Raw genomic sequence first — 20,805 nt, 5'->3', positions numbered from 1 at the left:
GTCTGGATCCAGCTGGGTGGCGACCGTCGGTGGTTCGGTGCGCGCTCGGCGGTGGCCGTTCGCGATCTGGAGCCAGTTGGTTGCGACTGTGAGCAGTCTGGACCGAACTGGGCGGTGACCGTTGGCGGTCGGGGCCGAGGCCAACCGCCCTCACCAGTCTGGAACGAGCGCGGCACGGCGGGCCGGTCCGGCGGTCGGAGCGGGGTGGGGCACGATAGGGCTGGGCGGCGTTCCGGATGAGTACGGAAGGTGAATGCGTTGGTGGACATGGTGATCGTCGAGGCTGACGGTGGGTCCCGGGGGAATCCCGGACCGGCCGGGTACGGCGCGGTGGTGTGGGATGCCGACCATGTGCGGGTGTTGGCCGAGCGCCGCGAATACCTCGGGGTCACCACCAACAATGTGGCCGAATACCGCGGGCTGATCGCGGGTTTGGAGGCCGCGGCCCAGCTGGGGGCGCGCGAGGTCGCGGTGCGCATGGACTCCAAGCTGGTCGTGGAGCAGATGTCCGGCCGCTGGAAGGTCAAGCACGAGGCCATGATTCCGCTGGCCGATCGGGCCCGGCGGCTGGTGGCCGGATTTGACCGGGTGAGCTTCACCTGGATTCCGCGCAAGGAGAACAAGCACGCGGACAAGCTCGCCAACGAGGCCATGGACGACGCGGGCACGGTGGCCGAGGTGCGCGACGCGCTGGCGTCGGAGATCTCGGCGGCGGAGCAGGACTTGGCCGGGCCCACCGAGGAGTCGGCCGGAGCGAGCACCACACCCGACGTAGGTGACGCGCTGGCGCCGGAGCTCGCGGACGCGGAGGCGGAGCTGGCCGACTCGATCACGCCCGCCGTGCTGGCGCCGGAGATCGCGGCGATGGAGGCGGAGCTCGAGGAGTTGATCGAGTCCGCCGAAGAGCCGAACGAGTCCACCGAGGAGTCGGCCGGATTCACCGAGGCGATCGAGCCCACCGAAGAAGCCGCGGCCGAAACCGTTGCGCCCGCGCCCGGGTGGACCGGGGCGGTGGGACGCCCGACGCGGCTACTGCTGCTACGCCACGGACAGACGGAACTTTCTGTGCAGCGGCGGTATTCGGGGCGGGGGAATCCGCCGTTGACCGAGCTGGGGCGGCGTCAGGCGGCCGGTGCGGCGCGCATGCTCGCGGCCAAGGGCGGTATCGAGGCGATCGTGTGCTCGCCGTTGGGACGGGCCAAGGAGACCGCGGAGGCGGCGGGGCGGGCGCTCGGGCTGCCAGTGCGGGAGTTGCCGGGATTGATCGAGACGAATTTCGGTGTGTGGGAAGGGATGACCTTCCAGGAGGCGCGGGAGCACGACCCCGAGCTGCACGCGCGATGGCTCGGAGATCCGTCGGTGCCCGCGCCGGGCGGGGAGAGCTTCGACCAGGTGCGGGAGCGGGTCGAGGGGGTACGCCGAGACCTGATGGCGCTGTACCCCGGCGCGAATGTGCTTGTGGTGAGCCATGTCACGCCGATCAAGACAATGCTGCAGCTCGCCCTCGGCGTCGGCCCGTCGCTGCTGTACCGCCTACACCTCGACCTGGCGTCCCTGTCCATCGCCGAGTTCTACCCCGACGGCGGATCCTCTGTCCGCCTGGTCAACGACACGTCCTACCTCTGAAATCCCCTGCCCGCGAGCTGATTCCCGCGTCCGTGCCTACGGGCGCAGGGTCGCCATCAGGAACTCGGTTTGGTCGTAGACGGCCTTTTCGAACCAGTCGTCGAAGTAGATGTCGAAGTGGCCGATGGGGTAGCGCTTGACGGTGGCGTGCTTGGTGCGCTCGGCGGCCTTGAGGGTGGGACCGGCCGGGGCTACCGAGTCGTTGTCGCAGATCGCGTACAGGACAGGGGCTTTGATGTCCTTGACGTGTTTGGTGGGGTTCTCGAACAGTGTCGAGAGGCCGATGCGGGCGGGGACCTTGGGCCGGTACTGGCTGCTCTCCTCGGCGAGGCGGCCGAATCCGGCGGGGACGTCGGCGGCGCTCATGAGCGCGGCGGAATGCTTCTTTCCGGCCAGGCGGGCATTGATCGGCCGCCGGATGATCGGACCCACCAGCTGATCGGTGACGGCGATGGTGCCGGTCTTGAGCAGGCTCAGCGGACCCTTCGCCTTGGCCGAGGCCCAGCCGCTGGTGAACGGGCACTGCGCCACCACGGCCGCGATGTAATGATCGTCCGGTGCCACGGCCAGGACGTGCCCGCCGCCGAAGGAGCTGCCCCACAGCGCGATTCGCGTCGCATCGATGCCGCGAATGGTGCGGGCGAAGGCGATCGCCGCATGCCAGTCCTCGCGCTGCTTCGCGATATTGATCACCTGCCGCGGCTCACCGCCGCTGGCCCCGAAATGTCGGTAATCGAATGCCAGTCCGGCGATTCCGACCGATGCGAAACGCCGGGCATACCGGTCCAATCCCATTTCCCGGTCCGCCCCCAGCCCGTGACCCATGACCACCAGCGGGCGCGGCTTGGGCGGTCCATCCGGGAGATACAGCCACGCGGCACACTGCTCGCCACCCGAAGGGAACCCCACCTCGACACGCTCCATGGCGCTCTACCGTACCCTGGTGGCCGCGGACGAGTCGGTCGGGCGGCCGCGGCGCAGGGAACGGGCACGGACAGTGCCGCCGCCCTACGCCGAGGAAAGTCCGGACTCCAGAGAGCAGGGCGGTTGCTAACGGCAACCCGGGGTGACCCGCGGGACAGTGCCACAGAAAACAGACCGCCGGTGGGCCGCACTTCGCGAGAAGTGCACCGCCGGTAAGGGTGAAACGGTGCGGTAAGAGCGCACCAGCGCGCCGAGTGATCGGCACGGCTAGGTAAACCCCGCCCGGAGCAAGGTCGAAGGTCGCACTCGCGAGAGTGCGACTGCGCAGGTGCCTGAGGGCTGCTCGCCCGAGCCTGCGGGTGGACCGCTCGAGGCACCCGGCAACGGTGTGTCCAGATGGATGGTCGCCACCGGCGTCTCGACGCCGGGACAGGATCCGGCTTACAGACCGACTCGTCCGCCCAGCACAGCTGGGCAAGAAGATTCAGGGGCGAGCCCCTGAACCCCAAAGAGGGGAGAAACTCAGGGGCAAGCCCCTGAAACCCCGAAAGAGAGAGGGGCTCAGGGGTGAACCCCTGAAACCCCGAAGGCCGGGGAGGCGGGCACGTGCTCGAAGTTCGAAGGTGGGGACGTTCGGGCAAGTCCCTGAAAGCCCCACAAGCGAGGGGGCGCAGGCAACTCTCTGAATTCGGAGAACTCCTAGGCAACCTCCGGAAGCCGGATCGGGCGCGTTGAGCTGGAGCGCCGTGGTCGGGGCTTGGTTTTGCGCGGTTGGGGATGTTGCGGGGTTGTTATCTCTTCGCGGGGGCGATCTTTGGGTGGGATGATGGGGGGACACCATCGGAGTTCCGGTGGCGCGGAAATAGTTTCGCGGAGTGAACAATGGATGTTCTGTATCTGTTGATTGCGTGGTTGGCGGCGATCGTCGTTATTGGCGGGGTGGCGCTGGCTTCGGGGGTGCGGGTGGTCGCGCAGTATGAGAGGGGGGTGCTGTTTCGGCTGGGGCGGGTGCGGGAGGTCAAGGAGCCGGGGATGCGGCTGCTGATTCCGGGGGTGGACAAGATGCAGAAGATCTCCATGCGGGTGGTCACCATGCCGGTGCCCGCGCAGGAGGGGATCACTCGCGACAATGTCACCGTTCGGGTGGACGCGGTCGTGTATTTCCGGGTCGTGGATCCGGCGCGGGCGGTGATCGAGGTGCAGGATTATCTGTTCGCGGTGGCCCAGGTCGCGCAGACCTCGCTGCGCTCCATCATCGGCAAGAGCGAGCTCGACGATCTGCTGTCCAATCGCGAACAGCTCAACAAGGGCCTGGAATTGATGATCGACAGCCCGGCCCTGAACTGGGGCGTGCACATCGATCGGGTCGAGATCAAGGATGTGGCGCTGCCGGATGCGTTGAAGCGCTCCATGTCTCGCCAGGCCGAGGCCGAACGGGAACGGCGGGCCCGAATCATTTCCGCCGAGGGTGAGCTGCAGGCCTCGCAGAAACTCGCGCAGGCCGCGGCCAATATGGCCGAAGCCCCGGCCGCACTGCAACTGCGGTTCCTGGAAACCGTGGTTCAGGTTGCGGCGGAGAAGAATTCGACGCTGGTATTGCCGTTTCCCGTGGAGCTACTCCGATTTCTGGAGCGCGGCGGAAACCAGCCCGGACAACCCGCGGTAGCGGGGCAGCCCGCGGACGCCGGGCAGGCGGCAGTGGCCGGGCAGCCCGCGACCCTGGACCCCGCCGCAGTAAAGGAACTCATGTCCACCCTGGCCCAGCCCGCGATCCAAGAGGCGCTCGCCGCCCTCGAGCCACGCGGCAAGGACAAGGACGCGACACCGGGCGCGGCGCTCACCACCCCGGACCCCGCCGAACCGTCGGATATCGCCGGGGCGCAACGAAAGACGAACGCGGCGGGACCACTCGGCGCGGGCTAGATGTCGGCGCGGCGCGGGCACCGGGCCCGGGCGCGTCCGGCGGATTGAAGATGAGGAAGTAAGTCATGGCGGGTGTGATTCAGCCGTTGGCCATCGTGGTGCTGTTCGGCATCGCCTACGGGTTCAAGTTCTTCAGCGCGAAGTTCCCCGAGGGGCTGCGTAGCAAGTAGGAGCAGCAAGTAGGAAACGACCCGACGGGAGAGCGACGTGACCGACGCCGCTCTCCCGTTCCTGCGCGCAGACCGCTCGGTTGGATGAGAATTGCGGCGCGCCACTGTGCGCGTATCGGCGCGGCTCGGCGTGTCGAGCGGGTTATCTGCCCTGAACTGGCACCGAACGTGATCGACGTCATAAAGTGTTGCGCGTTGGAAAGTTCCGTTGCGGTCGCAACGGGCGAAGGGCTCGACAAACGTCGGAAAGCAGGTCTCGTCTAAATGCGAATTGCTCGCAAACTGGCAGTGGGTGCGCTTCTTGCCGCTGCCGCTTCCGTTTCGGTTGTGCTGGGTTCCGGGTCCGCCTCCGCGGTCGCGGTCACCCCGCTGCCGGGTGGGTTGCAGGTGGATCTCACCCCCGCGGATACCCAGTGGGTCGCGCAGAACCACTTCGGGCAGGTTATCGCGGGCCTGCCGCACCCCTCGGCCGCCTCGTTCGGTGAGGCCCTGGATTCCGCGGCGGCCCTGTCGTCGCAGTACCCGGACGGCCGCGTCGTGTTCACCGTCTACGGTCCGTTCAACGAGCTGAACGGCACCATGCTGGCCCTCGAGTAGGGACACCCCTCCGCAGTGGAACTGCATCAACGGATCGTTTCGGCGCCGGTGGACTTCGGCGCCGTCCGAACCGAATTCGGATTGGCCTCGGACTACCCCTCCGAGGCGGTCTCGGAGGCCCGCGACGCGGCCGACGCGTTCGCGGGTGCCCGAGCCGATCGGCGGGAGATTCCGCTGGTCACCATCGATCCCCCCGGTGCCATGGATCTGGACCAGGCGCTGTACCTGGAACGCACCGCGAGCGGATTTCTCCTCTACTACGCCATCGCCGATGTGGCCGCGCTCGTCGCGCCCGGCGGTGCCCTGGCCCGCGAATCCCTGACCCGCGGCCAGACCTTCTACTTCCCCGACGGCACCGTGCCGCTGCACCCGCCCGTGCTGTCCGAGGACCGCGCCTCCCTGCTGCCGGACGTGGATCGCCCCGCCGCGCTGTGGACCATCGAATGCGACGAACACGCCGCGCCGCTGCGCTATTCGGTGACCCGCGCGTTGGTCCGCTCCCGCGCCCGCCTCGACTACGCGGGCGTCCAGTCCGACGCCGACGCCGGTCGCCTTCACCCCTCCATCGCCGCCCTCCCCGAATTCGGCCGCCTCCGCATCGAGGCCGGAATTCGCCGCGGCGCGATCACCCTGCGCCTGCCCACCCAAACGGTTATCCGCGACGGCGAGCAAACCGGAATCGACCATTGGCAATTGGCCGTCGAACCGCGCACCGCGGCCGACGATTGGAACGAACAGGTCTCCCTGCTGACCGGCATGTGCGCGGCCCGAATCATGCTCGATGGCAATAACTCCAACGGCTCCGGCAACCCCGCCCACGTGGGTTTGCTGCGCACCATGCCACCGCCCGCGCCCAGCGCCATCGACTCCATGCGCCGCACGGCCGCCGCGGTCGGCGTGGCCTGGCCCGCTGGCGAATCCGCGGCCCGCGTGCTCGCCGATCTCGATTCCAATTCCCCCGCCGCCCTGGTGCTCATGTCCGAGGCCACGGGCCTGCTGCGCGGCGCGTCGTACACGATCCTGAACGGCCAGGCCCCGGACACCTTGCAGCACAGCGCGATCGGCGCACCTTACGCTCACGTCACCGCACCCCTGCGCCGCCTCGCCGATCGCTACGCCACCGAGATCTGCCTCGCCCACTGCGCGAAAGCCCCGGTACCGCAATGGGTTCGGGACGGTCTGACACCGGTGGCCGACACCATGCGCCGCACCGACGCCCTGGCGGGCAAGGTGGAACGCGCCTGCGTGGACCTCACCGAGGCGACGATCCTGTCGCCCCGCGTCGGAACCGATTTCGACGCCGTGGTCCTGCGCGAGGCGACCGGCAGCCGTCCCGCTGAAATCTTCATCGCCGACCCGCCGGTCTTGGCGAAATGCACCGGTGCCCCGCCGGAGGGACAGCATGTCCAGGTCCGCCTGGAAACCGCCGATCCGGCCACGCGCACAGTCACTTTCGGCTACCCGGCCGAGCCCGCCCAGGCGTAGCCCTAGCGCTTGACTTCAAGCCGCCTCGAGGTCGCAGACTGACCACATGGTGAACCGTTGGGCCGGAGTGACAATCGACTGCATCGACGTGAAACGCGTGGCGAGCTTCTGGAGCACGCTGCTCGATCGCCCCGAGGGCCCCTCCGAACCGGGCTGGATCTACCTCGGCCACCGCGATGATCCGCTACCCCGCCTGGTTTTCCAGCCGGTTCGAGAACCCAAGCGCGGCAAGGTCCGTCTGCATCTGGATATCGAGGTGGACGATATCGACGAGGCCATCGCCCAGGTCGAATCCCTGGGCGGCCACGCCACCGGGGAACGCCACGACTACGACGAGGGGGTCGTCGTGGTCATGACCGATCCCGAAGACCACGAATTCTGCCTGGTTCAGATCTACTGACCCGGTAGGGAAATCAGCTCACGCGACCGTAGATCAGCCGCAGGATCGCCTCCGCGAGATCGTCGATGCCAATGGCCACTTCCGCCGGGGGCGCGGCGGACAGCTGCGACAGTCGACCGTCACGCATGAGCGTCACCAGACCCGCCAGAGTCGCCGAGTCGATGCCCTCGGGGGCGAGCCCCGCGGCGCGGTCGCGTTCGATCTTGGCGGCCAGGGCACTGGTGAAGCGGGTCTGAATGGTGGCGATGAATTCCGTCAGCGGCGGATAGCTGGTGTCGTAGCCCTCGAGCGAGCAGACCAGAATCGTGCTGTTGTCCTGCCAGATCTCCGCCGCACCGGCGAGCTGGGTGCGCAGCAGTTCGCGCTGCGGGCCGGTGGACGGCAGCCAGACGTGGGTCTGGGCGTAGCGGTCGCTCACGTCTTCCATCAGGCGCGCGAGCACGGCCTGCTTGGACGGGAAATAGAAGTAGAAGCTGGTGCGCGAGATGCCGGTCGCATGGGTGATGTCGTCGACGGTCAGGCTGGCCATCGGCTTTTTCGTGAGCAATCGCCGGGTCGCGTCGAGGATCTGGGCCTCGCGCTGATCGCCCTTCGACATTGCGCCGCGGCGGCGCAGACCGTCGGTCGTGGCTCGCGTCTTCACTTCACGTCCGCCCTTCTGCGCCATGAACTCACCCTATGCGAGTTCCATTCCGGCAATTGACGTGGCGTCAATCATAATCGACACTGTGTCGATTTAGTCGTAGAGTCCCACGAATGACCTCCCCGCTCGAGTCTCGGCGCACCCCGTCGCCGACCGCGATCGTGCTGACCATGGCAGGCACGGTGTTTCTCTTGGCCATGGCACAGACCCTGCCCGTCCCGGCGCTGCCGCAGATCGGACTGCAGCTCGGCGTCTCGGCGACCACCGTCGGCTGGGTCACGACCGCGACCATGCTCGCGGCCTCCGCGTTCACCCCGCTGCTCGGTCGCCTCGGCGACGTCTACGGACACAAGCCGGTCATCCTGGCGACCCTGGTGGTGACGCTGGCGGGCAGTCTGCTCGCCGCCACCGCGCACAGCATCGATCTGCTGATCGTCGGCCGCGCCCTGCAGGGCGCGAGCTTCGGCCTGTTCCCGCTGGCGATCAGCGTGCTGCGCCATGAACTTCCGGTCGAGCGACTGACCGGTGCGCTGGCCGTCACCGCCTCGACACTGGGCGTGGGCAGCGGTGTCGCCCTGGTGGCGACCGGTCTGCTGACCCAGGGCGGCGCGGATTACCGTCGCATCTTCTGGCTGTGCGTGGTGCTGACCGTGCTGGTGCTGGTGCTGGCCTTCGCCATCCTGCCGCGCCGCGCGGGCCAGGGCGGTCGCGTCGACTACCTCGGTGCCGCGGTCCTCGGCCTCGGCCTGGTGTGCCTGCTGCTGCCGATCTCCCAGGGCCACGAATGGGGTTGGGGCAGTGCGCGAGTGATCGGCCTGTTCATCGCCTCGGCCGTCGTGCTCGCCGGATTCCTGGTGTTGCAGTCGAAGCTGCGGTCGCCGCTGGTGGCGACCTCGCTGCTGGCGCACCGCCCGGTCGCGGTGACCAATATGGCCAGCTTCTGCGTCGGTTTCGCCATGTTCAGCGTGTTCCTGGGCTCGACCTACTTCGTGGCGACGCCGCGGGCGTTGGCGGGCTTCGGTTTCGACGCCTCGGTGCTGCGCACCAGCGTGGCGTTCATGCTGCCGGGCGCGGTGGTGTCGGTGCTCATGGGCCCGATTGCCGGAAAGCTGGTCGGCCGCATCGGCGCGCGCTTCGTCCTGCTGCTGGCCAGTGTCATCGGTCTGCTGGCCCTGGTCTCCCTGGCGCTGCTGCACACCTCCAGCGCGGAAGTCATTGCGGCACTGATCGTCGCGAACGCCGCGATCGCGATCGCCTACGCCGCCATGCCCGCCCTGCTCGTCGCGAATGTCGCGCCGCACGAGACCGGCATCGCCAACTCGATCAACTCGATCATGCGCACGGTGGGTGGCGCGATCGGCTCCGCTTTGGTCGTCACCATCTTGACCAGCGACATCCTGGGCCACAAACTGCCCAACGGCATGGTCATCTCGCTGCCCGCCGAGGGCGCGTACCGCATCGCATTCCTCACGGGCGCGGCGTTCTTCGCGGTGGCCGCCCTGCTCGCCGGATTCGGCCTGGGCAAGCCCGGCCGTCGCTTGACCGAGCACGAGGTCGAGGAAGACGTCGCGCTGGCGAGCGCGGGTGAGTTCGCCACGGCGTCCACCAGCCTCTAGCGGACGAAGCCTCTAGCGGAATGGCCCGTACCCCGACCGGATTGCCGGTCGGGGTACGCGGCTAGGCGGGGGTCAGCGGCGGGGTGTCGGTGCGGCGGGCGCGGCGGGTGGCCACGGAGGCGAAAGTCTCTCTGTCGGCGAGGAATCCCTCCAGGGCGAAGGTCGCCGCGCCGAGGCTGGACGGATTGTGGGGCAGGGCGTCCAGTTCGAGGGTGACCGCCGCGAAAGGGTCGGACATGGCGTGGTGGGCCGCAGCGCGGCGGGTGGCCTCGAGCAGCGGGGTGCCGAGGTGGCGAGCCACCAGGTCGCCGAAGACCATGCGGCGGGGATTGAACAGGTTCACCAGATTGGCGATGGCCACGCCGAGGTAGTGGCCGGTCTTGTCGATGACGGCCAGGGCGGTGGCGTCACCGTGGGCGGCGGCCGTGGCGATGGCGGCGACGGTGGCGGCGTCGTCGGCCGCGAGAAGACCACTCGCGGCATCGATTTCGCGCAGCGTGGCGGCGATTCCGGGTGCGCTGACGTACGCCTCGACGCAGCCGTTGCGGCCGCAGCTGCAGGGGCGACCGTCCAACACCAGATTGGTGTGGCCCCATTCGCCCGCGCTATTGGTGACACCGCGGTAGAGCATGCCGTCGATGACGACACCGATACCCACACCCGCGCGCAGGGTGACGACGATCAGATCGTCCACATCGCGGCCCGCGCCGAACCAGAGTTGCGCCGCCGTACTGGCTTTCAACGGATTGTCCAAGTACAGGGGGTAGGACAAACGCTGTTCGAGCAGTGATTTGAGCGGGACGTCGTGCCAGTGCCAGTACGGGGAGAACACCGAGGTGCCGCTCTCGGGTTCGACCAGACCGGGAACGCTCAAACCGATGCCGAGCACCTTCCCGGCATCGTCGGCGATCACCTCGTCGATGCCGCGCACAATGAGATCGACGATATCGCCGGGTGTTGTCGCGGCGGGGTCGACGGGCAGCTCGGTGGAGCGCAGCACCGCCATGGCGAGATCGAAAACATCCACGTGGATACTGGTTTCGGCGATATCCACGCCGATCAGCACCCCGCGCCCGGGATTGATGGCGAGCTGTGCGCGCGGCCGCCCGATGCCCGCGGCCTCGTACCCGAGTTCGGCGAGGACGCCCACTTCCAGCAGTTCCGCGATCATATTGCCGACCGTCGCGAACGACAGTCCGGTGGTCCGCGCTATCTCCTGGCGACTGGTGTGCCCGGCGGCCGCGTACACCGCCTGTAACACGCAGAACCTGTTGCGCCGCCTGATATCCCGCGCGGTCAGCTGGTACACGGCTCCGCCCACTCCTTTCGCCCGCTGCCGCGAAGGTACCGGAGCCTCCGCGAGATGACTTCTGCCAACAGTATTTACAACAGTTATCCGAAGTCCTACTGTAACCGGCATCACCACCAATGCCTACTGTGTGGCAGATCACCTAGGAGTACCCATGTCCTGGACCCACCGACGCCGATGGACCAGCGCGATAGTCTGCGGAACAGCGCTGATCCTGGCCGCGACCGCTTGCTCGTCGGGCAAGGATTCGGGCTCGAACACGACCGGCCCGCAGCACGCGACGGGCTCGATCAATCTCGTTTACGCCCAGAAACAAGGCGACCAGGAGTATTTCATCGGCGAGGCCGACGGCGCGAAGGCCAAGGCCAAGGAGCTCGGTGTCGACCTGAAGGTGGTCAATCTCGGCAATGACGCCAACAAGGCCGTCACCGAGGTGCAGAACGCGGTGAACCAGAAGGCGAACGGCGTGATCGTGGTCGTCCCGGATCCCTCGGTGGGACCGCAGGTCGCGCAGCTGGCCAAGTCCGGCGGCGTCGCCCTGCTCACCTCCGACGACCAGGTCTGCACCAATGGCCCGGATCCGGCCTCCTGCAACAAGGACAATCTGGTGCCGCGCGTCGGCTTCAGCGGCACCCAGATGGGCACCGAGGTCGGCACCCGCGCGGGTGAGGACTTCAAGAAGCTGGGCTGGAAGCCGGAGGAGACCGCCATCGTCGACGCCTGGAAGCAGGACGTGACGGTCTGCACCGACCGGGTGAAGGCGAATCAGAAGGCGTTCAAGGATGTTTCGGGCGCCGATGTGCGGGTGATCGAGGTCGGCACCGACAACACCCCGTCGGACGCGCAGAACAAGATCTCCGCGACGGTGGCGGGCAATCGCTCGGTGAAGAACTGGATCGTCATGGGCTGCAATGACGAGAACGTCAGCGGCGGCGTCGCGGCCATCCAGAACGCGGGCTACGCCGCGGACAATGTGCTCGGCGTCGGCCTCGGCGCGTATCTGGCATGCAAGGAATGGCGCGGCGGCAAGCCCACCGGGTTCAAGGCGGCGCTGTTCATCAATGGCAAGGACGTGGGCGCGCTGGCTGTGCAGACCATGGTCGACTACCTGAAGAACGGTAAGGCCATGCCCGCCGAGGCCTTCGCCCCGACCAAGATGGTGGACGCCAGCAACTGGCAGCAGGCGGGGGTCACGTGCAGTTGACGGGACTGCGGATCTCCGGGCTCACCAAGGGTTTCGCGGGCGTGCCCGCGCTGCGCGAGGTGAGCCTGGACTTCCCCGCCGGAATGGTGACCGCGCTGATGGGGGAGAACGGCGCGGGCAAATCCACGCTCATCAAGATCCTCGGCGGTGACCATCGTCCCGATGGCGGCACCCTCGAACTCGACGGTGCCGCACTGGAATTCGCGAGCCCCGCGGACGCGCGGGCGGCGGGCATCCGGGTGATCGGGCAGGAGCCGGAGATCGTGCCGCACGTCTCGGTCGCCGAGAACGTCTACCTGGGTGCGCTGCCACGCAAGGCGGGTCGCATGGTGGACCGGGCGGCCCTGCGGGCCCGGGTGCGGGAGGATCTCGCGCGGCTCGGCTTCGACCGGGACCTGGACCCCGATACGCTCGGCTCGAAACTGACTGCCGCGCAACGGCAGTTGGTGGAGATCATGCGCGCGCTGACCACCGACGCGAAGGTCATCGCCTTCGACGAGCCGACCTCCTCGCTTTCGGACCACGAGACCGAGTCGCTGTTCGCGCTGATCGGTCGGCTGCGGGAGCGCGGGCTCGCGGTGATCTACGTGTCGCACCGGATGCGGGAGATCTTCCAGCTCGCCGATCGGGTGGCCGTGCTGCGCGACGGCGCGCTGGTCGGGGTGCGCGACACCGCCGAGACCGACGATCAGGAGATCGTGCGGATGATGGTCGGGCGCGATCTGTCGACGGTGTTCGCGCGCAAGCACTCCGAGCTCGGGCGGGTCATGCTCGAGGTGGATCACGTCACCACCGACGATGTCCGCGACGTGAGCCTGACCGTGCGCGCGGGCGAGGTGGTGGCCCTGGCCGGACTGGTCGGCGCGGGCCGCTCGGAACTGGCGGGCGCGCTCGCGGGCGACCTGCCGATCCGCTCCGGTGAGGTGCGCATCGACGGCGAACGGCTGCGCCTGCGCCAACCGCGCGATGCCGTCCGCGCCGGAATGGGTTACGCCCCCGAGGAACGCAAGGCGCAGGCGCTGCTGCTGCATCGCGGTGTGCGCGACAATATCTCGCTCGCCATGCTGGATCGGCTGCGGCGCTGGCGCTTCGTGCGCCGCGGCGCGGAACGTCGACTCGCGCAGCAGTATGTCGAATCCCTGCGCGTGCGAACGCCTTCCATCGAGCAGGAGGTGCGCAAGCTCTCCGGCGGCAATCAGCAGAAGGTGGTGTTGGCGCGCTGGCTGGCCCGCAAGCCGGCGGTGCTCATCCTCGACGAGCCGACGCGCGGCGTGGATGTCGGCGCGAAGATCGAGATCTACCACGTCATCGAGGAATTGGCCGAGTCCGGGGTGGCGGTGCTGGTCATCTCCTCGGAACTGCCCGAAGTCCTCGGCCTGGCCGATCGCATTGTCGTCATGCAGCAGGGCCGCGTCACCGGTGAATTGGACCGCGCCGAGGCCAGCGAGGAGGCGATTCTCGCCCTCGCCATGGCCGACGACCTGACCGTGCAGCGCTCTTAGACAGCCTTGCAGCGCTTTTAGACAGCTAGGAACCTCATGACCGACCAACGAGTCGAAATCACTACGGAGGCGGCGATTTCCGCGCCACCTCCGGTCTTCGCCCGCTACCTGGGCGGCCTGACCGCCTTGACCCCGCGCCGCGTGATCCGGTTCATCGGCACCGGAAACCTCAGCCTGATCGGCGCGCTGGTGGTGGTCGTGGCCATCTTCGCCTGGCTCAACGACGGGTATCTGGATCCGCGCAATATCGCCGGAATCGGTGACGCGGTCACGGTTTTCGGGCTGCTGGCGGTCGTACAGACCGTGGTGATCATCTGCGGCGCACTCGACATCTCGGTGGGCTCGCAGGCCGGTGTCGCCTCGGTGATCAGCGCCATGGCCTTCACCTCGGCCTCGGGCAATGCCTTCGTCGGCATTCTCGCGGCCGTCGGTCTCGGCCTGGTGCTGGGACTGGTGAACGGCGTGATCATCGTCTACGGCCGGGTCAATCCGGTGATCGCGACCCTGGCCACGCTGGCCGCGTACAAGGGTCTGGCGCAGCTGATCTCGGGCGGCAAGGCGCAGGGCTTCGTGCTCGACAATGACGTGTTCATCTTCCTCGCCCGCGGCAAGGTGATCGGGCTGCCGGTGCCGGTGATCGTGCTCGCACTCGTCGCGCTGGGCGTGCACGTGCTGCTGAAGTACACCGATATCGGGCGCAATATCTACGCGATCGGCGGAAACGACACGGCCGCACGGCTTTCCGGCATCAACATCAACAAGTACCTGATCGCGGTGTACATGCTGGCCGGGGTGGTCGCGGCCATCGCGGGCATCATCCTGACCGCGCGCACCGGATCCGGGCAGCCCGTCTCCGGCAGCGAGGGCCTGGAACTCAAGGCGATCACCGCGGCGGCGCTGGGCGGCTGCGCGCTCAAGGGTGGCAAGGGCACGGTGGGCGGCACGCTGCTCGCGGTCGTGCTGCTCGGTGCGCTGGACAATGGCCTGAATGTCGTTGGCGTCAACACTTTCTGGCAGAACGTCGCCCAGGGTGCCCTGTTGGTCGCGGCCGTGGTGATCCAACAGCGCCGCAGCGGCGAACGCGCCGTCGGTCTGCCGACGTAACTCTTCTCGGAGACCACGATGAACACTGTGACGGCACAGCTCTGCGCACCACCGCCCGGCCGACTGTGTGAAGGACCCGTATGGGATTCCCGCACACAGGAATTGCTGTGGGTCGACATTCGCGGCGGCCAAATCCACCGCGCCACCCTCGCCGATCCCACACCCGACCTGAACCCGCGCGCGACCCTCACCCTCACCCCACCCGTGAGCGCGGTACTACCCTGCGCCTCCGGTCGCCTGTTGGCGACGGTGGGCGACACCATCTTTCGTATCGATGGCTCGAATGAGGACATCAGCCCCGTCGCAACGGTTCCGATGCCCGGCGACGGCGAAGGTCGTCGATTGAACGATGCCAAGGTCGATCCACGCGGTCGACTGCTCGCGGGCACCATGGTCGAAGCGGGCGGGGTCGGCAGTGCGGCGCTCTATCGGGTCGACCCGGACGGCAGCCTCGCCAGGCTCCGCACCGGCATCACCATCTCGAATGGTCTCGGCTGGAGTCCGGACGGGCGCACCCTCTATTACGCCGACAGTCCCACCCACCGCGTCGACGTTTTCGACTACGACCTCGATACCGGAACGCTCGGTGAGGGAAAACCCTTCGCGCACTTCCCCGATGGCGATCCGGACGGGCTGACCGTCGATGCCGAGGGCAATGTCTGGGTGGCGGTATGGGGTGCGGGCCAGGTTCGCGCGTTCGACCCCGCCGGAAACCCGCACACCACCGTCGAAGTCGGCCCCTCCCAGGTGTCGAGCTGCACCTTCGCCGGTCCGGATCTCGACGTGCTGGTGATCACCACGGCGGCCGAGCGCGAGGCTGCCGGAGAACCGCACGCGGGCCGCCTGTTCGCCTGCCGTCCCGGTGTCACCGGGCTGCCGTCGACACCATTCGCCGACGAGAGAAGGGATGCCGCCGATGGCCGATGAGACCCGATGGGGCGATACACATCCCGCCCCCGAGCGCCGGGCGGCTCTGCGGCTCGTCGCCGGGGATGCGGCCCACCAGGATTCGGAGGAGCGCACCGCGACGACCGCGCCTCAGAGCGCGCCATCGGACTCGCCGGTCGCCGATCCACTGCGGCCGAAGGTTCCGGTCATCGCGATCCTGCGCGCACCCTCGGCCGAGCGGTTCGCCGAGGTCGCCGCGGTGCTGCAGGAATCCGGCATCACCGCCGTGGAATTCACGCTCAACTCGGCCGGGGCGCTCGACGCGCTGCGCGAATGCGCGGGTTTCGCGCACCCCGTCGGTGCGGGCACGGTGTTGACGGCCGCGGATGCGGCTCGGGCGGTGGCCGCGGGCGCGGCCTATCTGATCACCCCGGCGGTCATCGAGGAAGTGATCGCCGAGGGCCGCCGTCTCGGTGTGCCGGTGCTCTCGGGTGCCTTGACGCCCACCGAGATTCACCGCGCGTGGACCCTGGGCAGCAGCATGGTGAAGGTCTTCCCGGCCGCCGTCGGCGGACCGGACTACATCAAGGCCGTGCGCGCGCCACTGCCCGATATCCCGCTGGTGCCCACCGGTGGGGTCGGGCTGCGCGAGGCCCGCGCGTATCTGGATGCGGGGGCCGCGGCCCTGGGGATCGGATCGCCACTCCTCGGGGACGCCTGTGCCGGTGGCGATCTCGACGCGCTGCGCGAGCGCGCGCTCGTCCTGCGGGACCAGCTGTCATGAGGGGCGGACTGGTGACGCTCGGGGAGGCGCTCGGCGTGGTGGCGGCGGTCGACCCCGGGCCGCTGGCCCCCGGCGCGGAGCTGCGACTGGATTTCGCGGGCGCGGAGGCGACGGTCGCCATCGGCGTGAGTCGCCTCGGCCACCACAGCACCTGGATCGGCAGTGTGGGCGCGGACGGTGTCGGCCGCATGATCCTGGATCGGCTGCGCGCCGAGCGCGTGGATATCGCGCAGTGCCGCGTCGATCCCGACCTGCCGACCGGACTCATGCTGCGCGAGCGCCGCACCGCCGACCGCATTCGCGGCACGTACTACCGGCGCGGCCTGGCGGGCGCACGCCTGTCGGTGGACGAGATCGACGCCACCCGCATTGCCACGGCCGGAGTCCTGCACCTCACCGGCATCACACCGGCGCTCAGCGATTCTGCCCGCGCCACGGTCGATCTGGCGGTCGGCATCGCCCACGACGCCGATGTCCCGGTATCCCTGGACATCAACTACCGCCGCGCCCTGTGGACACCCGCCGATGCCGCCGTGCACCTGGCGACGCTGGCTTCGAAGGTCGACATCCTGTTCGCGGGCGTCGACGAGGCGGCCCTGCTCCTCGGCAACCTGGATGGGGTGGACCCGGCCTCCGATCTCGCGCTCGTGACCGAATCGCTTGCGGCGCTGGGGCCTTCGGAAGTCGTTCTCAAGCTCGGTGCGGACGGCGCGGTGGCCTGGGCCGGTGGCGAATTGCTCCGCGAGGGCGCGGTGCCGGTGACCGCCGTCGATCCGATCGGGGCCGGGGATGCGTTCGTCGCCGGGTACCTCGCCGGATTGCTCGATGGCGGAACGGTGTCGGAGCGACTGCGATTGGCGGCCCTGTGCGGCGCGTTCGCCGTTTCGGTGCCGGGTGATTGGACGGGTCTGCCGTATCGGGACGAGCTCGGGCTGCTCGATGGGGTCGATGTTCAGCGATGAGTACGAAGGGGAAGAGCATGGGTCGGTTGGCGGACAGGGTCGCGGTGGTCACGGGCGCGGCGTCCGGCATCGGTGCGGCGACGGCGCGCAGACTCGCGGCCGAGGGCGCCGCGGTGGTGATCGCGGATATCGACGAGGCCGGTGGGCGTGAGGTGGCGGAGAAGATTCGCGCGGCGGGCGGGCGGGCCGAATTCCATCGGTGCGACGTCTCGCTCGAGGAGTCGTGGGAATCCTTGCGGGAACAGGTGGAACGGCGATTCGGGGCATTGGACTTCTTGTGCAGCAATGCTTCCCGACAGGCCATCATCCCGGCACATCAATTGAGCAGGCAGCAGTGGGACGACGGGCTGGCCGTCAATCTGACTCCGCTGTTCCTGGGTGTCCGGGCCTTCATCGACGACTTGCGTGCCCGGCGAGGGAATGTCGTGGCCGTCTCCAGCGTGCACGCGCAGTTCGGCCTGCCCGGATACCCGGTGTACGCCGCCGCCAAGGGCGGGCTGACCGCGCTGGTGCGGCAACTGGCCGTGGAATACGGGCAGGATCGCGTGCGCGTGAACGCCGTCCTGCCCGGCCCGATCCTCACCCCGGTCTGGGATGACGTGGATGCCGAAGGGCGTCAATTGTCCGCCCGGGCAACGGTTCTGGATCGGCTCGGCGCACCCGAGGAAGTCGCGGCCGCCGTCGCCTTCCTCGCCTCCGACGACGCCTCCTTCATCACGGGCGCGAACCTGGTCGTCGACGGCGGCTGGAGCGTGCGAAAGGAATCCCGGTGAAGATCACCGCACTCACCACCCATCTCGTCGCGCCGCGCTGGTGCTTCCTGCGCATCGACACCGACGAAGGCATTACCGGCTGGGGCGAACCCGTGATCGAGGGGCGGGCGCACACCGTGGCCGCCGCCGTCGACGAACTCGCCGACTACCTGGTCGGCAAGGATCCGATGAGCATCGAGGCGCACTGGCAGACCCTCACCAAGGGCGGCTTCTACCGTGGCGGGCCGATCCTTTCGAGCGCGGTCGCCGGAATCGACCAGGCGCTGTGGGACATCACCGGCAAGGCGCTGGGCGTGCCGGTGTGGCAGTTGCTCGGCGGTGCGGTCCGCGACCGGATCCGCGTGTACAGCTGGATCGGGGGCGACCGGCCCGACGATGTCGCGGCCGCCGCCCTGGAGCGAAAAGCCCAGGGCTTCACCGCGATCAAGATGAACGCCTCGGCGGAGCTCGAGCTCATCGATACCCCGCGCGCGACCCTCGGCATTGTCGAGCGGGTGGCGGCGGTGCGCGAGGCGGTCGGGGACGAATTCGACATCGCCGTCGACTTCCACGGCCGTCTCACCGTCGCCATGGCCCGGCGCGTGCTGCCGCTGCTCGAGCCGTACCTGCCGTTCTTCGTCGAAGAACCACTGGTACCGGAGGTCTCCGATCGAATCGGTGAGATCACCAGTGCCACCGGCATTCCCATCGCCACCGGTGAGCGGCTGTTCTCGCGCTGGGACTTCCTGCCGGTCCTCGAACGCGGTGTGGCCGTGGTGCAGCCGGACCTGTCCCACGCGGGCGGCATCTCCGAGGTCCGTCGCATTGCCGCCCTCGCCGAGGCCCGCGATATCGCCCTCGCCCCGCACTGCCCGCTCGGGCCCATCGCCCTCGCGGCCAGCCTGCAGGTCGGCTTCGCCACCCCGAATCTGCTCATCCAGGAACAGAGTCTCGGTATTCACTACAACACGGGCTCTGATCTGCTCGACTACCTCGTCGACCCAACGGTTTTCGAGTACCGCGACGGGTACGTCGGCCTGCTGCACGAGCCCGGTCTGGGCATTCGCGTCGACGAGCGGGCCGTCGCCCGCGCCGCCGAGATCGGCCATCGCTGGCGCAATCCGGTCTGGCAGCGGCGGGACGGCTCGCTCGCCGAATGGTGAATCACCGCTGCGGGGCCAGCATTCGGAATTGATCGGTCGGATGCTGGGTGGCCGCCTGCTCCGCGCGTTCCTTCGCCATTTCGACGCGATAGCCCACGACCACCGTGCCGACCAGCGCCGCCGAGATAATGCCCTCGGCAATGAAGAACGAGGTGAAATCGATGATCGAGCCGATCGGCGCGCCACCCGGCACCGCATTGCGCAGCGGCACCAGCGCGAAAAGCAGTGCGCCCATCATGGATACGGCCGGGAACATCAAACCGCGCCGACCACTGAGCACGTAGTAGCAGGCGATCGCGGCGGCCAGGGCCAGGCCCAGCATGAGCACCATGATGAACACCGCGAACACCAGCGACGGAATCGACCGACCCGCGTGCAGGGTCAGGTCGATGCCGTTGTCGTCACTGGATTCCGGCCGCTCGTTCACCGAGAACAGGGTGTCGCCGCTGGCCACGGTCGCCGCGGTGGGCAGCCGCTTGTCGCCGTTGTAGATGTCGAACGCCAGCACCGCGTCATAGCTGTCGAAGGGATAGTCGGTGAGCGTGCCCTCCACGACCACCTTCACCTCGGACGCCGAAATCGGCTCGCCCGCTTTGATTTTGATCGGGTCGGCCTTGAGCGCCGAGGTGTAGAGCAAGGCGTCGGCGGCGAAGCGGCCGTTCTTGTCGGCCAGCGCGCCGTGCGGGGTGGGCAGCACCTCGATCGTCGCGGTCTGGGTCACCGGATCGATCTTGCCGACCCAGATGCCCAGATCCACCCGATCCTTGGCCCCGGTATTGCCGAAGGCGTGCGACGTCTCCGACCGGGTGCGGCCCACCTCGTAGGTGGACAGCGCGAGCGCCAGGCCCACGATGAGCGCCGCCGCGATCGCGACCACCCACAGCGGGCCGCGACGTTTCTGCTTGATTCCGTGTTGCACGCGGCGAACCTATCGACGCCGCCATCACGGAACGATCAGGAAAACATCAATTCCGGCGCGGGCTGCGATGGCGTGATCGAGAACTGATGGGCGCGTGATTTCTCGCGTGCTTCATTGGCTCCCATGGCTTTCCCACACCCGAATCCCTATTCGACCGCGCCTTTCCCCGAAGCCGCCCAGCAGCGCAGCCTCGGCTATTTCATCTTCCTGAGCCGCTGGCTGCAGCTGCCGCTGTACCTCGGCCTGATCGTGGCGCAGGCCGCGTACGTGTGGCAGTTCCTGCGCGAGCTGTGGGATCTGGTGCACGGGCTGTTCGACGAGGGCAATGTCGAAACCAACATCATGCTCTCGGTGCTGGGCCTGATCGACGTGGTCATGATCTCGAACCTGCTGATCATGGTGATCGTCGGCGGCTACGAGACCTTCGTGTCCCGCCTGCGCATCGACGGGCACCCGGACCAACCCGAATGGCTGGCGCAGGTCAATGCCAATGTCCTGAAGGTCAAGCTGGCCATGTCGATCGTCGGCATCTCCTCGATCCACCTGCTCAAGACCTTCATCAGCATCACCACCGACACCAACCCCGGCGCCCACAGCGCCCGCTACATGTGGCCGGTCATCATTCACCTGGCCTTCGTGCTGTCCGCGGTCCTGCTGGCCTGGATCGACCGCATCATGCCGCACGCCGCGCACAAGGACCACCACGCCGCGCACGCGGAACACCAGGGCGGCAACGGTGTCCACGGGCACGGCGCACCGGTTCCCGCCGCGGAGGGCACACACCCCGGCGGCTGGGGACACGGCGATCAGGCGACCATCCGCATCAACTAGGCG

At 68.2% G+C, this 20,805-nt stretch carries 19 protein-coding genes and 1 other RNA gene; 16 read left to right on the top strand and 4 right to left on the bottom strand.

The genetic code is table 11. From position 1 onward, the window contains the following. Positions 1–267 precede the first annotated feature (267 nt). Positions 268–1,626: a bifunctional RNase H/acid phosphatase gene (locus VMT40_RS14995; protein WP_326360194.1), complete on the top strand. Its 1,359-nt coding sequence runs from the start codon at positions 268–270 to the stop codon at positions 1,624–1,626. Between the two features lie 36 nt (positions 1,627–1,662). Here VMT40_RS14995 and VMT40_RS14990 read toward each other — a convergent pair whose 3' ends face one another. Next, the gene (locus tag VMT40_RS14990) at positions 1,663–2,550 is read right to left on the bottom strand and encodes an alpha/beta hydrolase (protein ID WP_326358721.1); all 888 of its coding nucleotides are present in this window, start codon (positions 2,548–2,550) and stop codon (positions 1,663–1,665) included. A 30-nt stretch (positions 2,551–2,580) separates the two neighbouring features. Here VMT40_RS14990 and rnpB point away from each other — a divergent pair. From rnpB to VMT40_RS14965, 5 genes are all read left to right on the top strand, one after another. After that, positions 2,581–3,010, top strand: an RNA gene (gene rnpB, locus VMT40_RS14985) — RNase P RNA component class A. A 422-nt stretch (positions 3,011–3,432) separates the two neighbouring features. After that, positions 3,433–4,473 (top strand): SPFH domain-containing protein, encoded by a 1,041-nt coding sequence (locus VMT40_RS14980; RefSeq protein WP_442789985.1) that lies wholly within the window; start codon positions 3,433–3,435, stop codon positions 4,471–4,473. Positions 4,474–4,970: 497 nt separating this feature from the next. Then, positions 4,971–5,240, top strand: a complete 270-nt coding sequence (locus tag VMT40_RS14975; protein WP_326358720.1) for a hypothetical protein — start codon at positions 4,971–4,973, stop codon at positions 5,238–5,240. Positions 5,241–5,255: 15 nt separating this feature from the next. After that, positions 5,256–6,725, top strand: coding sequence for an RNB domain-containing ribonuclease (locus VMT40_RS14970; protein WP_326358719.1), 1,470 nt, complete (start codon positions 5,256–5,258; stop codon positions 6,723–6,725). Between the two features lie 46 nt (positions 6,726–6,771). Further along, entirely contained in the window at positions 6,772–7,125 is a 354-nt protein-coding gene (locus tag VMT40_RS14965; protein WP_326358718.1) for a VOC family protein, read from the top strand. A 13-nt stretch (positions 7,126–7,138) separates the two neighbouring features. Here the strand turns inward: VMT40_RS14965 and VMT40_RS14960 are convergent, their stop codons facing one another. Next, positions 7,139–7,792 (bottom strand): TetR/AcrR family transcriptional regulator, encoded by a 654-nt coding sequence (locus tag VMT40_RS14960; protein WP_326358716.1) that lies wholly within the window; start codon positions 7,790–7,792, stop codon positions 7,139–7,141. Between the two features lie 89 nt (positions 7,793–7,881). On the opposite strand from VMT40_RS14960, the gene VMT40_RS14955 reads away from it, so the two are divergent. Continuing rightward, entirely contained in the window at positions 7,882–9,384 is a 1,503-nt protein-coding gene (locus tag VMT40_RS14955; protein ID WP_326358714.1) for an MFS transporter, read from the top strand. A 61-nt stretch (positions 9,385–9,445) separates the two neighbouring features. Here VMT40_RS14955 and VMT40_RS14950 read toward each other — a convergent pair whose 3' ends face one another. Beyond that, positions 9,446–10,693, bottom strand: coding sequence for an ROK family protein (locus VMT40_RS14950; RefSeq protein ID WP_326358713.1), 1,248 nt, complete (start codon positions 10,691–10,693; stop codon positions 9,446–9,448). Positions 10,694–10,847: 154 nt separating this feature from the next. Here VMT40_RS14950 and VMT40_RS14945 point away from each other — a divergent pair, with 154 nt between their 5' ends. Genes VMT40_RS14945 through dgoD form a run of 8 tightly spaced genes read left to right on the top strand, consistent with a single transcriptional unit; the run spans position 10,848 to position 19,052 of the window. Continuing rightward, positions 10,848–11,897 (top strand): substrate-binding domain-containing protein, encoded by a 1,050-nt coding sequence (locus tag VMT40_RS14945; protein WP_326358712.1) that lies wholly within the window; start codon positions 10,848–10,850, stop codon positions 11,895–11,897. Continuing rightward, a complete protein-coding gene (locus VMT40_RS14940) occupies positions 11,888–13,399 on the top strand; it encodes a sugar ABC transporter ATP-binding protein (RefSeq protein WP_326358711.1) in 1,512 nt (503 codons plus the stop codon). The genes VMT40_RS14945 and VMT40_RS14940 overlap by 10 nt, the downstream gene beginning before the upstream one ends. Before the next feature lie 36 nt (positions 13,400–13,435). Further along, entirely contained in the window at positions 13,436–14,503 is a 1,068-nt protein-coding gene (locus tag VMT40_RS14935; protein WP_326358710.1) for an ABC transporter permease, read from the top strand. Between the two features lie 18 nt (positions 14,504–14,521). Continuing rightward, the gene (locus VMT40_RS14930) at positions 14,522–15,430 is read left to right on the top strand and encodes an SMP-30/gluconolactonase/LRE family protein (protein WP_326358709.1); all 909 of its coding nucleotides are present in this window, start codon (positions 14,522–14,524) and stop codon (positions 15,428–15,430) included. After that, positions 15,420–16,175, top strand: a complete 756-nt coding sequence (locus tag VMT40_RS14925; protein WP_326358708.1) for a bifunctional 4-hydroxy-2-oxoglutarate aldolase/2-dehydro-3-deoxy-phosphogluconate aldolase — start codon at positions 15,420–15,422, stop codon at positions 16,173–16,175. The genes VMT40_RS14930 and VMT40_RS14925 overlap by 11 nt, the downstream gene beginning before the upstream one ends. A gap of 11 nt (positions 16,176–16,186) precedes the next feature. Next, entirely contained in the window at positions 16,187–17,137 is a 951-nt protein-coding gene (locus VMT40_RS14920) for a sugar kinase (protein WP_326358707.1), read from the top strand. Beyond that, a complete protein-coding gene (locus VMT40_RS14915) occupies positions 17,134–17,910 on the top strand; it encodes an SDR family NAD(P)-dependent oxidoreductase (protein ID WP_326358706.1) in 777 nt (258 codons plus the stop codon). The genes VMT40_RS14920 and VMT40_RS14915 overlap by 4 nt, the downstream gene beginning before the upstream one ends. After that, on the top strand, positions 17,907–19,052 hold the full coding sequence (dgoD, locus tag VMT40_RS14910; protein WP_326358705.1) for a galactonate dehydratase: 1,146 nt from the start codon (positions 17,907–17,909) through the stop codon (positions 19,050–19,052). Before VMT40_RS14915 ends, dgoD begins: the two co-directional genes overlap by 4 nt. 1 nt (position 19,053) lies before the next feature. Here dgoD and VMT40_RS14905 read toward each other — a convergent pair whose 3' ends face one another. Further along, on the bottom strand, positions 19,054–19,971 hold the full coding sequence (locus VMT40_RS14905) for a DUF4436 family protein (RefSeq protein WP_326358704.1): 918 nt from the start codon (positions 19,969–19,971) through the stop codon (positions 19,054–19,056). A gap of 123 nt (positions 19,972–20,094) precedes the next feature. On the opposite strand from VMT40_RS14905, the gene VMT40_RS14900 reads away from it, so the two are divergent. Next, on the top strand, positions 20,095–20,802 hold the full coding sequence (locus VMT40_RS14900) for a TIGR00645 family protein (RefSeq protein ID WP_326358703.1): 708 nt from the start codon (positions 20,095–20,097) through the stop codon (positions 20,800–20,802). Positions 20,803–20,805: the final 3 nt, after the last annotated feature.

The sequence above is a fragment of the Nocardia sp. CDC160 genome (genome assembly GCF_035818795.1).
Lineage (GTDB): Bacteria > Actinomycetota > Actinomycetes > Mycobacteriales > Mycobacteriaceae > Nocardia.
The sequence above is the reverse complement of the archived record's forward strand: the minus strand, read 5'-3'. Positions and strand labels throughout refer to the sequence as shown.